Source organism: Nocardia acididurans, from assembly GCF_016741815.1.
Classification (GTDB): domain Bacteria; phylum Actinomycetota; class Actinomycetes; order Mycobacteriales; family Mycobacteriaceae; genus Nocardia; species Nocardia acididurans.
The window spans coordinates 91,165-104,351 of record NZ_JAERRJ010000006.1 but is presented as its reverse complement, the minus strand read 5'-3'; the positions used below and the strand labels follow the sequence as shown (position 1 = coordinate 104,351).

Here is a 13,187-nt window from a genome sequence, read left to right as displayed (position 1 = left end):
CAGAAGAATTTAGCCCCGCTGGAGCGATATAGCGTTATTTGCCCAATTTCGGCGTTTCGCATGGCGTGTCGCGGCATTCGATAACGGTCTTCGTGATCTTTCAGCAAACATCATTAGTTGAATTCAGTCACACCAGTAACACAATTCAAGCCCGCTGATTCGCGATGCGCGGCCGGTCGCGGCGCACTAATCTCGAATTCATGGCATCGATCCGGGTCACCGAGGTGCTGGCGGCCTTGTCCCTGACCACCGACCTGGCCACCGGAATGCCATTCGAAAAAGGCTTGGCGGTATGCCTTATCGCCAATGCCATGGCCGAACGGATCGGCCTGGACGAACCGGATCGGCGCATCGTCTTTCACGCCGCCCTGCTGGGCGCGGTCGGCTGCACCAGCCGGGCCTCGGAGAACGCCGAGGCCTATGCCGACGACATCGCCTTCCAGCAGGCGTATCACACCCTCGACCCCGGCGATCCGAGCGTCTTCGCCGCCCAGATGGACACCTTCGGCGACTGGGCGCCCCAGACCCAGGCCGCCATGCGCGACCGGTTCATCACCCAGGCCCCCCAGGGCGCGCCCATCGCGGTCCGCTCGGTGTGCGAGGTCAGCCGGGCGCTCGGGCCACGCCTGGGGCTGCCCGAGGCGGCCGTGGTCGCCCTCACCGAGGTGAAGGAACGCTTCGACGGCCTGGGCGCGCCGGACCGGCTGTGCGGGGACGAACTCTCCCTGGCCGGGCGCATTCTGCATCTCGCGGAGCAGGCGGTGCTGGCGTTCCGCGCCCGCGACCGCGCCGCCGCGCTGGCCGAATTGCGCAGGCGCGCGGGCGGACACCTGGATCCCGACCTGGTATCGATCTTCGCCGCGGACCCCGGCGCGGTGTGGGGCGTACTCGACCAACACGATTTGCTGACCGCCGTGGTGAGCGCCGAACCGGGTTTGCCGACCATCATCCGGCCCGAGGACCGTGATCATCTGTGCGCCGCCATGGCGGTGGTGGTCGACCTGAAAGGCCGCTACCTGCTGGGACATTCGGCGCACGTGGCCCAATTGGCCGACAGCGCGGCCGAACTCACCGGCATGAACGCCACCGACCGCGCCGCCCTGCGCGCGGCCGCCCTGCTGCACGACATCGGCCGCGCCGCCGTCTCCAGCGCGGTGTGGGACCGGCCCGGCCCGCTCGGCGCGGGCGACTGGGAAAGGGTTCGGCTGCACAGCTATTGGACCGATCGGGTGCTGCGCCGCTGCCCCAGCCTCACCGATCTGGCCGAGATCGCCTCCGGCCACCATGAACGCCTCGACGGCAGCGGCTACCACCGCGGCGTCCGCGTCCACGATCTCTCCACCGCCGCCCGGCTGCTCGCCGCCGCCGACGTCTTCGCCGCCATGACCGAGCCGCGCCCGCACCGGCCCGCCCACAAACCCAGCGAGGCCGCCACCCATCTCTCCGCCGAGGCGGCCGCCGGACGCCTGGACCGCGACGCCTGTGCCGCCGTGGTGGAGGCCGCGGGCCTGCGCCCCGCGCGCACCGAATACCCTTGCGGCCTCACCGAACGCGAGGTGGACGTGCTGCGCCTGGCAGCCCGTGGCCTCTCCAACCGCCGGATTGCGGCCGAACTGGTTGTCTCCGAACGCACCGTCGGCCACCACCTGGCGCACATCTACGACAAGACCGGCCGCCGAACCCGTGCGGGCGCAGCCGTTTTCGCCATGGAACACGGCCTGCTGCCCGGCTAGCCGAGAACCCGGGCTCCGAACCCCGACCCCGTCATTGCGAGGGCGGGGTGCCGGTTCAGTCCTGGTCCAACACGGTCTCCCGGTAGTAGGCGGCGATCTCGTCGGTCGTGGTCAACCAGACATCCGGCTGGGCCGCAAGGAATTCCAGGGCCTGATCCAGGTATTTGGTGCGGAAGGCCTGCCCGATCACGAAGGGGTGCAAGGCGATCGGGAGCACCCGGGCACTGCGCCGGGATTCGGCGAGCAGTACCTCGTACTGGTCCTTGATCATCTGGACGTACTCGGGACCGGTCGTGCCCTTGGCGAAGATGCCCAGATCGTTGAGTTCCAGCGTGTACGGCACCGACATCATGCCCGGAACGTTGAGGGCGTAGGGCTGGTCGTCGTTGGTCCAGTCCAGGATGTAGTCGAGACCGAGTTCATCGAGGATCCAGGGGGTTTCGAAGGTTTCGGTGAGACCGGGCCCCATCCACCCCTTCGGTCGCGCACCGGTGGCCGCGGCGATGGTGTCGACGGCGGCGGTGAGATACTTCCGTTCCTCCTCCGCCGACATACCCGCTGTCACTTCGGAATTCGTCTTGCCGTGCACCAGCCAGGCCCAGTTCCGTTCCAGGCCCGCTGCGACGATCTGCGGGTTGTACTCCACCACATCGGAATTGAGCAGTGCGCTGGCGCGGATGCCGTGCCGGTCCAGGGCGTCGATCACACGCCAGATGCCCACGCGCGCACCGTAATCGCGCCAGCCGTAGTTGAGGGCGTCCGGCACCAGTTCGGCGGTACCGGGCCAGATGCTGGTGGAGGGCTTGTCGATACGGAAGTGCTCGATGTTCAGGCCGACATAGAAGGCGACCTTCTTGCCGCCGGGCCAGCTGAACTCCGGGCGTTCGGTGATGGGACTGTAGTCGAAGAGGGTGTTCTCGAGTTGCACACCGCCAACCCTCGGTTGCCCGACCAGCGGGAACAAGACCGATCTCCGCTACGATCGGTGCGCTCAGCTCACCGATCGAGGAAACCGGATGGAACGACACGAGATCGAGGCGTTCCTCACCCTGGCCGAGGAACTCCATTTCCGGCGCACGTCCGAACGTCTGGGGCTGGCGCAGGGCCGGGTCAGCCAGACCATCCGAAAACTGGAGCGCCGCATCGGCGTCCCGCTGTTCGAGCGCAGCAGCCGCCATGTCGCGCTCACGCCGACGGGCCGGCAGCTGCGCGACGATCTGGCGCCCGCCTACCGGGCTGTTCAGCAGGCCGTCGCGCGTGCGGTCGAGGTCGGCAAGGGCTTCAGCGGTCCGGTGCGCGTCGGTTTCTCCTCGCACTGGGTGCTCGATCTGGTCCTGCGGGCCGCCGACAGATTCCACCGGATCTACCCCGACTGCCGGGTGGACACCCGGGAGGTCCAACTCCGTGACCCGCACGGTCCGCTGCGGGCCGGGGAGATCGATCTCCAGGTCACCGAGTTCCCGGTCGCCGAGCCCGATCTGGTGGCCGGGCCGGTCCTGTTCACCGAGCCCCGCGCCCTGATAGTGCCCACGGAACATCCACTCGCCCAGCAGGATTCGGTCTCGGTCGAGGATCAGGCGGAGCTACCCATGGTGGTCGCCACCGGTGCGGTCCCGCGGTACTGGCTCGACCACATCTATCCGCGGCGCACGCCGGCGGGCCGGACCATCAGCCACGTCGAAGGATCGGGCTACTGGCTGGAGTTCCTCGGGCTGGTGGCCACGGGCCGCTACGCCACCCCCGCGTCGCTGCGGGCCGGTCAGTACTACGCGCGCCCCGGCATCACCTATGTTCCGTTCCGGGACGCGCCGCCGATCGAGTACGGGCTGATCTGGCGGCGCGGCGGGGACTCGCCGCGCGTGCGCGCCTTCGCCGAAACCCTGTGCGAGCTGGCCGGCGTCGCGAGATAGGTCGATCGACCGATGTGAGTGTCCCGGCCGCGCCGCGACCATTGCTGCATGAACGCCACGCACCGGCCCAGCAACGCCGAAATCGTCGGATCCCTCTACCAGGCCTTCGGCGCCGGGGACATCGCCCACATTCTCGATCAACTCACCGATGACATCGCCTGGGACGCCGACTGGACGGCCAACAGCGCGCAGCTCGCGGGCATCGCACACATGGCGGCCCGCAAAGGCCCGGCCGAAGTGGCGGAATTCTTTGCGCTGCTCGCGGATTGGACCTTCCACGATTTCACCGTGCTGGACGTGATCGGCGGGGGCGGGCAGGTGGTGGCCGAGATCCGCGTCGACGTCACCCTGCCGGGCGGGGCGCGGATCACCGACGACGAACTCCACCTGTGGAGCTTCGACGAGAACGGCAAGGTCACCCGGTTCCGGCACTACGCCGATACGGCCAAGCACATCGCCGCGTACACCGGGAGGTGATGCCCACTACCCCAACGGTTTTCAGCAGAGTTTCGTTGTGGACGACCCGGTCCTGCCCGGCCGGGTCGTCGTCGGGTCAGGCGGCGCGGGCGGCGACCGGTGCGGCGGACTCGGGTTCGGGCTCGGGTTCCGGCGAGGGTGACGGCAGCGGGGTGGCCGGGGTGAACCGGCGCAGACCCCGCATGACCAGCGGCAGCAGCAGCACCATGAGCAGCAGGCGGACGCTCTGCACGCTCGTGATGAGCGGCATGTTCGCCTCCATGTTCTCCGCGGCCGCCAGCACCGCGTTGATGCCGCCGGGCGTGGTGGCCAGGTAGAGATCCGACAGTTCCAGATCCACCAGGTAGGCCAGGCCGAAGGCGAGCCCGCCGACGAGTACCGACAGCGCCACGATGGCGGCGGTCATGCCCGGGATCATGCGGGCCATCTCCCGCACGACCGTGCGGGTGAAGCGGGTGCCGACCTCGAATCCGATGAGGACGAACAGCAATTCCTTGAACAGGTTGGTCGGCGCGTACCCGTGGCTGACGCCGACGGCGGTGAGGATGGCGGTCAGGATCATCGGGCCGATGAGCGCGGCGTTCGGCAGCCGCAGGTACCGGCCGACGCGAATTCCGATGAGGCACAGCATGATCGCGATGGACAATCCCGCGACCTGATCGCCGCGGCCCACGATCATCCAGTGCGGCAGATCGGGATTCGTCACGCCGCCGCCCAGGGTGGCGGTGCCGAACCCGGCGCGGTCGCCGTCGTCGAGCAGGGCGGCCAGCGCCGGAGCGGTCAATGCCACCATGGCCACCCGCAGGTACTGCATGAACGCCACCCGCCGCGGATCCGCGTCCAGCTCGTCGGCCACCGCCACCACCGCGGCCGATCCGCCCGCGAGCAATCCCAGTGTGGCCGTGGGCATCTCGACCTTCGCCAGGCGCGCGAACACCACCGCGATGGCAATGCTCACGACCACCGTCGCGGCCGTGATGGCGAGCACCGGGACCAGATCCCAGCCGATCGAGGACAGCAGTTCGATCTGCAGATAGCTACCCATGAGCACACCGAGCATGGCCTGCACGCCGGTGTTCACCTCACGCGGCATCGGCGCGGGCAGCCGACCGCACAGCGCCAGCCCCGCACCCACCACAATGGCAACGATCATCTGCGGCGCCGGAAATCGCGTGCGCTCCAGCAGCTCCGCGATGCCCAGCACCGCGGCCAACAGAGCCACCCACGCGATCGCCTGCCACCGGTTCATGCCCCACGATCCTGCTCGCCGAGTATGAACACTCAGTAACAAGCCAGTTATCGTGGCCGACGCGCCGGAGTGATTCCCGCCGCACCACGGAAAGCCCTGTACCCGAGGCCACCCGGGCGGGGCGAGGCCACCGCATTCCAATTCCAGTGGCCCAGCTCACAGTTGAGGTTGACCCGAGGGCAGGGTTCACGCTCGTTCCAGACCAGCCACCACGGCGTCCGAGGAGCGAAACACCATGTCCGCGGCGACATGATCTGCACCGAGGCGTAGTGCGGCACGCAGGCGACCACGACGACAGGGCAGGCTGAGCGGATGAGCTACGGAGTCACCATCGGGCAGGCGGCGGCCTTCGCCGGCGTCACCATCAAGACGGTGCGCCACTATCATCGGCTCGGCCTGCTCGCCGAGCCGGAACGGGACGGCTCGGGCTACCGGCGCTACGGATCGCGAGAACTATTGCGGCTGGTGCGGGTTCGCACTCTCGCCGCCGCCGGGGTGCCGCTGGCCGACATCGGCCCCCTGCTCGACGCCGACGCCGAACTGTTCGCCACCACCCTCACCGAGGTCGAGAAACAGCTCACCGCACGCATCGAGGAACTGACCGCCCGCCGCGACACCCTGCACCGGCTCGCCGACGGCAACCGGGCCCTGTTCCCCGACCGCGCGGTGACGCTGCTGGAGCGACTCCCCGCCCTCGGCTTCACCGCCGCCGATGTGGCCGCCGCCGCCGAAGGACTGGTACTCGCCAAAGCTCTTGTGCCGGAAGGCTTCGACGACTACATCGGCCATGTCGAGGAGGCTCTGGCGGACCCCGGCTTCGTCTCCCTGAGCCGCCGCGCCGCGGAAGCGGCGACCTGGGATCCGGACGACCCGCGCATCCCCGGCTTCGCCGTCGAGGTGGCCGACCACTACCTCGCGCACCCGGCCCACCTGAAGATCCTCACCGGCCTGCAGGCCCGCAGCGAAGCCGCCACCCGCTACCAGATGATCGCCGCGCACAACAAGGAACAGGAAACCGCCGCGGGCCGGCTCACCGCACTGGTCGAAGCCAGACTCCGCGCGGGCGGCGTCTACATCCCGCGACCGGGAGCCCGCTGATTCCATCGCCCCGGATGCCCGGTGGCGAAGAAAACCCGCGCCACACGAATCGTGCGGCGCGGGTGTCGGACCGGGAGCGTCAGTGGCCGAATTCGCCGGTGCTCAGGAAGCCGAGCAGGTCGTGGCGGGTGATGACGCCGACGGGCTTGCCGTCGTCGACGACCATGAGGGCGTCGGTCTCCTCCAGGGCCTTGCGGGCCGCCGAGAGCGGTTCGCCGGAACCGATGAGCGGGAAGGCCGGGCTCATGTGCTGGGCCACCGAATCGGTGAGCTTGGCGCGGCCCTCGAACACCGCGGACAGCAGATCGCGTTCGGTGACGCTGCCCGCGACCTCACCGGCCATGACCGGCGGCTCCGCGCCGACGACCGGCATCTGCGAGACGTTGTACTCGCGCAGGATCTCGATGGCGTCGCGCAGGGTCTCCTGCGGATGGGTGTGCACCAGGTCGGGCAGGTTGCCGGACTTGCCGCGCAGGATCTCGCCGACCAGCGGTTCGGTGGTGGAGCCGTCGAGGCGCTCACGCAGGAAGCCGTAGGAGCTCATCCACTGATCGTTGAAGATCTTGGACAGGTAGCCGCGGCCGCCGTCCGGAAGCAGCACGACCACAACGGCATCCGGGTCGCGCTCGGCGACCTTGAGCGCCGCGACCACGGCCATACCGCAGGAGCCGCCGACCAGCAGGCCCTCCTCGCGGGCCAGGCGGCGGGTCATCTCGAACGAGTCGGCGTCGGAGACCGCGATGATCTCGTCCGGGATGGCCGGGTCGTAGGCGCTGGGCCAGAAGTCCTCGCCGACACCCTCGACCAGGTACGGGCGGCCGGTGCCGCCGGAGTACACCGAGCCCTCCGGATCCGCGCCGATGATCTTGACCTTGCCGCCGGAGATCTCCTTCAGATACCGCCCGGTGCCGGTGATGGTGCCGCCGGTGCCGACGCCCGCCACGAAATGCGTGACCTTGCCCTCGGTATCGCGCCAGATCTCCGGGCCGGTGGTCTCGTAATGCGATTCCGGGCCGCCCGGGTTGGAGTACTGGTTCGGCTTCCACGCGCCCGGGATCTCGCGGGTCAGGCGGTCGGAGACGTTGTAGTAGCTGTCCGGGTCCTCGGGCGCGACCGCGGTCGGGCACACCACGACCTCGGCGCCGTAGGCGCGCAGCACATTGCGCTTGTCCTCGGAAACCTTGTCCGGGCAGACGAATACGCACTTGTAGCCGCGCTGCTGGGCGACCAGCGCGAGGCCCACACCGGTGTTACCGGAGGTCGGTTCGACAATCGTGCCGCCGGGCTTCAGCAGCCCGGCCTTCTCGGCGGCGTCGATCATCTTGACGGCGATGCGGTCCTTCGAGCTGCCGCCCGGGTTCAGGTACTCGACCTTCGCCGCCACCAGTCCCGAGTCCGGACCCACCACGGAGTTCAACCGAACGAGCGGGGTGTTTCCGATCAGATCGACGACATGGTTAGCGATGCGCATACCCCTCATCGTTGCAGAAAGGAGATCGCGGCTTTCGCGCACGTCGGGGATATCGCGGTCGCGGGAAATTACCATCGCCCGCATGAGGACGCCGACGAGGTTGCGCGCCGCCGTACTGTTCGGTCCGATCGCCGCTGTCACGCTGGCCGTGACGGCCGCGCCCGCATCGGCCGTGCTCGTCGAATTCCCGCAGGTGCCAACGTTTCTCCGGGATACGCCGTGCGGGGCCACCATTCGCAGCTGGGCCGATACCAGCCCGCAGTGGCCGGGGCGGGCGATCATCTCGGTGCAGGCGACGCCGGTGGTGGGGTACACCAACGGCGAGTACAGCTTCGCGCCACAGTGCGAGACGCTCGTCACGGTGGCCTGGCGGAACGTGAACACCGGGCGCGTCGGCGAATATCGAGTTCCCCTGGTAGCGGGCATCTACGGGTCCATCCAGTACGCGATGTTCCAGGACACCGATCCGGGGCATGTCGTGGTCACCGTCTTCACGGATATGCCGAATGTGCCGCAGCACGGCGCGTTCGACGTACCCGCCGACCCCAAGCCCGCGCCACCGCCGCCGTCCGAATAAGCCCCTCGAACCCCCTGCACAGCCTCCTTCCTTCCCCCTCGGTCTGTGCCCCGCTGCCGCCCGACTAGCCCTCGAATCCCCTGCGTAGCCTCCTTCGTTCCCCTTCGGCCTGTGCCCCGCTGCCGCCCGACTAGCCCTCGAATCCCCTGCGTAGCCTCCTTCGTTCCCCTTCGGCCTGTGCCCCGCTGCCGCAGGCAGCGGGGCACGAGAGATCCAGAGAGTTGGATATCCCACAGTTCATTTAGTGGGATACACGCATACCGGATGTATGTCCCCGAACACAGCCGTCGTAAATTCGAAGAGGTTCACCCCTGCAAGTAAGGAGTCCTCATGGCTGAGGCCGTCATCGTTTCGTACGCCCGCTCGCCGATCGGCCGCGCCGGAAAGGGCTCGCTGGTGAGCATGCGGCCGGACGACCTCACGGCTCAGATGGTCCGCGCGGCCCTGGACAAGGTGCCCGCCCTCGACCCGCGCGAGGTCGACGACCTGATCCTCGGCAACGGCCAGCCCGCCGGCGAGGCCGGCTTCAACATGGCCCGCGCCGTCGCCGTGCAGCTCGGCTACGACTTCATGCCGGGCGTCACGCTCAACCGCTACTGCTCCTCCTCGCTGCAGACCACCCGGATGGCCTTCCACGCCATCAAGGCCGGCGAGGGCGACGTGTTCATCTCGGCCGGCGTCGAGACGGTCTCGCGCTTCCCGAAGGGCACCGCCGACGGCTGGCCCGACACCCACAACGAGCTGTTCGCCGACGCCGAGGCCCGCACCAAGGCCACCGCCGAGACCAACGCCACCTGGACCGATCCGCGCGAGGCGGGCCTGCTGCCCGACGTCTACATCGCCATGGGCCAGACCGCCGAGAACGTCGCCACCTACACCGGCATCTCGCGTGAGGATCAGGACCACTGGGGCGTGCGCTCGCAGAACCGCGCGGAGGAGGCCATCAAGTCCGGCTTCTTCGAGCGCGAGATCACCCCGGTGACCCTGCCCGACGGCACCGTCGTCACCACCGACGACGGCCCGCGCGCCGGCACCACCTACGAGAAGATCTCGCAGCTGAAGCCGGTCTTCCGCCCCGACGGCACCATCACCGCCGGTAACGCCTGCCCGCTCAACGACGGTGCGGCCGCGCTGGTCGTCATGAGCGACACCAAGGCCAAGGCGCTGGGCCTGACCCCGCTGGCCCGCATCGTGTCCACCGGCGTCTCGGGCCTCTCCCCCGAGATCATGGGCCTCGGCCCGATCGAGGCCGTCAAGAAGGCCCTCGGCAACGCCAACATGACCATCGGCGACCTCGACCTGTACGAGATCAACGAGGCCTTCGCCGTGCAGGTGCTGGGTTCGGCCCGCGCCCTCGGCATGGACGAGGACAAGCTGAACGTGTCCGGCGGCGCCATCGCCCTGGGCCACCCGTTCGGCATGACCGGCGCCCGCATCACCGCCACCCTCATCAACAACCTGCAGACCCACGACAAGCAGTTCGGTCTGGAGACCATGTGTGTCGGCGGCGGCCAGGGCATGGCCATGGTCATCGAGCGCCTGAGCTGACGCCCGGCAAACCATGAAGCCCGCCCGACCGCACGGTCGGGCGGGCTCTTCTTTGCGTGGGAGTATTGACACCCGAGCCCTGCTTATCGATTATCGATACATCGTTTTTCGATAAACAGGGAGGGTGGCCATGCGCCGATTCACCAAGTGGGACACCACCGGCGACTATCTCCGACAACTCCAGATCGTCGTCTGGCTCGCCTTGGCCGCCGTGCTGATCGGGGTGGTCACCGGGTTGGTGCGGGCCTTCGCCGAGGCCACCGTGCCCGCGGATCTACCGATCGATCCGGCCGCGTATCCGGGCGCTTCGCTGCCGGCCGGCACTTCAGCGAGCAGCACCGGGCAGATCGGCGTCGATATCGGCTCACCCACGGCGTGGCAGCGCGTCCTGCACGTTCTCACCTGGTTCCCCACCGCGAGCGTGCTGCTCGCCGCCCTCGCCGCGCTGGCCGTCGTGCTGCACCGGGCCCGGCGCACCGACCCGTTCACCCCGCGCATCGCCGGTGGCCTGCGGGTCATCGGCGCGGTCCTGCTCGCGGGCATGATCGGCGCATTGGTGGAGGGCGGCGCGGAACTCGTGCTCGATCGCACCGTGGACTCGTCCCGCACGGCAGGCGGATTCGAGGTGGCGGTCGGGTGGCCACTGGCCGGGCTCGGGTGCTTCGTGGTCGCCGAGATCCTGGCCCGCGGCACTCGAATGCGCGACGATCTGGCGACGGTCATCTGATGCCGCCCGAGGAGGACCATCGGATCACGGTCCATCTGGATCGGCTGCTCGCGCAACGGAATATGACATTGACCGAGGTCGCCGACCGCGTCGGGATCACGCTGGCGAACCTGTCGATACTCAAGAACGGCCGGGCGCGGGCGATCCGATTCTCGACGCTGACCGCCCTGTGCGATGTCCTGCAATGCCAGCCCGCCGATCTGCTGACCGTGGAACACCCCGGTGGGACGCCGTGATACCGATGGCGCACAGCCGGAAGGGCTTGGGGGCGCGGCGGCCCCCAAGCCCGGGGAGGGGACGGGGTCGATGAGCCTCGTCAACCCTGGCGGCGAGGCCGGCGGCAGGGGTGGCCGGCCTCGCGTGGCGTGATCAGCCCTGGAGTTCCTCGAGGATGTCGGTGGCTATGTGGTCGTCGCCGCAGTCCTCGGCGATGACGGCGGTGCCGGTGGAGTTGTTGGTGCGGAGGGGGAGGATGGCCTGGTAGGCCGGAGAGTCGTACCAGGCCTGGGCGGCTTCGCGGGTGGGGAATTCGACGACGACGAAATTGCTGTCGGCGGGGCCCTCCTTGACGGTCTGGCCGGGGCCGTGGACCAGGAATTTGCCGCCGAAGGGGGTGAAGGTGGCGTCGATGCGCTCCAGGTATTCGACGATGTCGGCGTTGAAGTCGATGTTGGTGAGGTGCGCTATCGCGTAACCGGGCATTGCGGGCTCCTGGCTGGGTTGCTTTGTTGCTCTTGATATTTCCCGATCCGGGTAGCGAAGTCGATTACCCGGCGGGTAATGCTCGGCGGATCGGGGAACATCTGTTCAGGAGTCCAGGGTGGACCCTCCCGTGGCGGGAGAGTCCAGCAATGGTCAGCGCAGGGGGACATCCACGTCGCTGCCGCCCTCGCGGGTGAGGCGGCGACGGACCTTCACCAGGGCGGGGGCGGGGACGAAACCACCGGCGAAGAGGGCCTCGCCCTGGCGGAACCAGGGGGAACGGTCCAGCAGGGCGGTGGGGGCGTAGCCGAAATAGGTGCCGAGTTCGGCGAGGTCGGAGGGGGAGGTCATCTTCATGAGGGCGAGGTTGTCGCACTGGGAGATGATGCCGGGGTGCACCTTCGAGGGGCGCTGGGTCGACAGCAGCAGCCAGAGGCCGAATTTGCGGCCCTCGGCGGCGATTTGGATGAGGCGTTCGCGGACCGCGACCGCGATGGGGGAATCCAGACGCGGGGAAGCCAGGTTGTGCGCCTCGTCGATGACGAGCAGCACCGGCCGTCGCTCCTCGCGGCGCTCCCACAGATCGTCGAGCAGGGACAGGGCGACCACCAATTGCTGTTCGGGCGTGGAGAATCCGCCCAGATCCAGCACGGTGACGTCGGGGCGTTCGGCGACGTGGTCGGTGACCGCGCGGTCCCGGCCCGCCCACACCTCCCAGTCGTTCAAACGCAGGTTCTCCACCCGCATGGCCAGCCGGCGCTGGGCGGGAACCTTCGAATTACGCAGGTGCGGAAGGATATCCGAGATCTCCCCGGCCTCCAGCACACTGCGCAGGTGGATGAGTTCGTTGAACTCCTCCCGATCGGCGATCGGATCGATCTGCAGGACAGCGGCTTTCGATGCCATTGGCATGTTCAGGTAGCGGGCGCGCAGCTTGGCGTCGCCGTCGGCATTGGGTCGCAGCACCCGGATATCGCGCTCCCGCAAGGCTTCCGCGGTCGGCCCGGTGGCCTCCGGACGCACTTCGCCGAGCCGCACGAAATCGGAGTTGGGGTCGAAGATGACCACGGGCAGCGCGGTGTGCGCGATGAGCTGCTCCAGCACCACGCCCAGGGCATAGGTCTTGCCCGATCCGCTCTGCCCGCACCAGAAGGTGTGCCGGTTGAACCGCTTGGGCAGCAGTCGCGCCGGGCCGCCCGGTGCGGTGAGGTTCACGCCCACCTCCAGCATGGCCCCGGTGGTGTCGTGCAGGGTCTGCACGGTGTCCACATCGGCGGCCTCGACCAGGGCGCGGTCGAAGGCGTGGCTGGCGCGGGTGTCGATGCCCTCCTCGGTGAGCTCGCCGATCAACCGCCCGCGCAGGCGTACCGGCGTGGTCTCCGAGCGCTCCTCGATCAGGGCCAGCTGCCGGCGTGCACCGGCGACGACCACGACGAGGGATCCGGCGACGTACGCGGAGCCCGCGGCATCGGCGATGACGAACGAGCGGCCGTCGTCGGAGCGGGCGGACGGAGCGGTGGAGTCAGCGAGCATGTTCCGATACTGCCATTGACAGGCAACCGTCCAGAAAATTGGCACTGCCTGCTTTGAACGAACTTTCTCGCCATTACGGCAACCAGCAGGCAATCTGTGGTGTTTCGGTGCCCCGACCGGGTGATCGGCTCGGCTAGCGTTTGCGCAGCACGCCTTCGAGCA

13 protein-coding genes are annotated in these 13,187 nt (G+C 68.5%); 8 read left to right on the top strand and 5 right to left on the bottom strand.

Annotated features, from left to right (window positions below; translation table 11 throughout):
* Window positions 1-200 precede the first annotated feature (200 nt).
* Window positions 201-1,733, top strand: a complete 1,533-nt coding sequence (locus JK358_RS16360; protein ID WP_201948564.1) for an HD domain-containing phosphohydrolase — start codon at window positions 201-203, stop codon at window positions 1,731-1,733.
* Between the two features lie 55 nt (window positions 1,734-1,788).
* Here JK358_RS16360 and JK358_RS16355 read toward each other — a convergent pair whose 3' ends face one another.
* A complete protein-coding gene (locus tag JK358_RS16355; protein ID WP_201948563.1) occupies window positions 1,789-2,661 on the bottom strand; it encodes a polysaccharide deacetylase family protein in 873 nt (290 codons plus the stop codon).
* 88 nt (window positions 2,662-2,749) lie between these two features.
* On the opposite strand from JK358_RS16355, the gene JK358_RS16350 reads away from it, so the two are divergent.
* Both JK358_RS16350 and JK358_RS16345 read left to right on the top strand, forming a co-directional pair.
* Window positions 2,750-3,643, top strand: coding sequence for a LysR family transcriptional regulator (locus JK358_RS16350; protein WP_201948562.1), 894 nt, complete (start codon window positions 2,750-2,752; stop codon window positions 3,641-3,643).
* 48 nt (window positions 3,644-3,691) lie between these two features.
* Entirely contained in the window at window positions 3,692-4,120 is a 429-nt protein-coding gene (locus JK358_RS16345) for a nuclear transport factor 2 family protein (protein ID WP_201948561.1), read from the top strand.
* Between the two features lie 76 nt (window positions 4,121-4,196).
* On the opposite strand, the gene JK358_RS16340 is transcribed toward JK358_RS16345, so the two are convergent.
* On the bottom strand, window positions 4,197-5,369 hold the full coding sequence (locus tag JK358_RS16340; protein ID WP_201948560.1) for an AbrB family transcriptional regulator: 1,173 nt from the start codon (window positions 5,367-5,369) through the stop codon (window positions 4,197-4,199).
* Window positions 5,370-5,681: 312 nt separating this feature from the next.
* Between JK358_RS16340 and JK358_RS16335 the strand changes: the two genes are divergently transcribed.
* Window positions 5,682-6,467 (top strand): MerR family transcriptional regulator, encoded by a 786-nt coding sequence (locus JK358_RS16335; protein ID WP_201948559.1) that lies wholly within the window; start codon window positions 5,682-5,684, stop codon window positions 6,465-6,467.
* A gap of 79 nt (window positions 6,468-6,546) precedes the next feature.
* On the opposite strand, the gene JK358_RS16330 is transcribed toward JK358_RS16335, so the two are convergent.
* Window positions 6,547-7,938, bottom strand: coding sequence for a cystathionine beta-synthase (locus JK358_RS16330; protein ID WP_201948558.1), 1,392 nt, complete (start codon window positions 7,936-7,938; stop codon window positions 6,547-6,549).
* 82 nt (window positions 7,939-8,020) lie between these two features.
* Between JK358_RS16330 and JK358_RS16325 the strand changes: the two genes are divergently transcribed.
* The 4 genes from JK358_RS16325 (at window position 8,021) to JK358_RS16310 (ending at window position 11,026) form a co-directional block, all read left to right on the top strand.
* On the top strand, window positions 8,021-8,515 hold the full coding sequence (locus tag JK358_RS16325) for a hypothetical protein (protein WP_201948557.1): 495 nt from the start codon (window positions 8,021-8,023) through the stop codon (window positions 8,513-8,515).
* Between the two features lie 330 nt (window positions 8,516-8,845).
* A complete protein-coding gene (locus tag JK358_RS16320; RefSeq protein WP_201948556.1) occupies window positions 8,846-10,063 on the top strand; it encodes an acetyl-CoA C-acetyltransferase in 1,218 nt (405 codons plus the stop codon).
* A 130-nt stretch (window positions 10,064-10,193) separates the two neighbouring features.
* On the top strand, window positions 10,194-10,790 hold the full coding sequence (locus tag JK358_RS16315; RefSeq protein ID WP_201948555.1) for a DUF2975 domain-containing protein: 597 nt from the start codon (window positions 10,194-10,196) through the stop codon (window positions 10,788-10,790).
* Window positions 10,790-11,026, top strand: coding sequence for a helix-turn-helix domain-containing protein (locus JK358_RS16310; protein ID WP_201948554.1), 237 nt, complete (start codon window positions 10,790-10,792; stop codon window positions 11,024-11,026). The genes JK358_RS16315 and JK358_RS16310 overlap by 1 nt, the downstream gene beginning before the upstream one ends.
* A 133-nt stretch (window positions 11,027-11,159) precedes the next feature.
* On the opposite strand, the gene JK358_RS16305 is transcribed toward JK358_RS16310, so the two are convergent.
* On the bottom strand, window positions 11,160-11,492 hold the full coding sequence (locus JK358_RS16305; protein ID WP_201948553.1) for a DUF1330 domain-containing protein: 333 nt from the start codon (window positions 11,490-11,492) through the stop codon (window positions 11,160-11,162).
* Window positions 11,493-11,645: 153 nt separating this feature from the next.
* Window positions 11,646-13,025, bottom strand: a complete 1,380-nt coding sequence (locus JK358_RS16300) for an ATP-binding protein (protein ID WP_201948552.1) — start codon at window positions 13,023-13,025, stop codon at window positions 11,646-11,648.
* Between the last annotated feature and the right edge of the window lie 162 nt (window positions 13,026-13,187).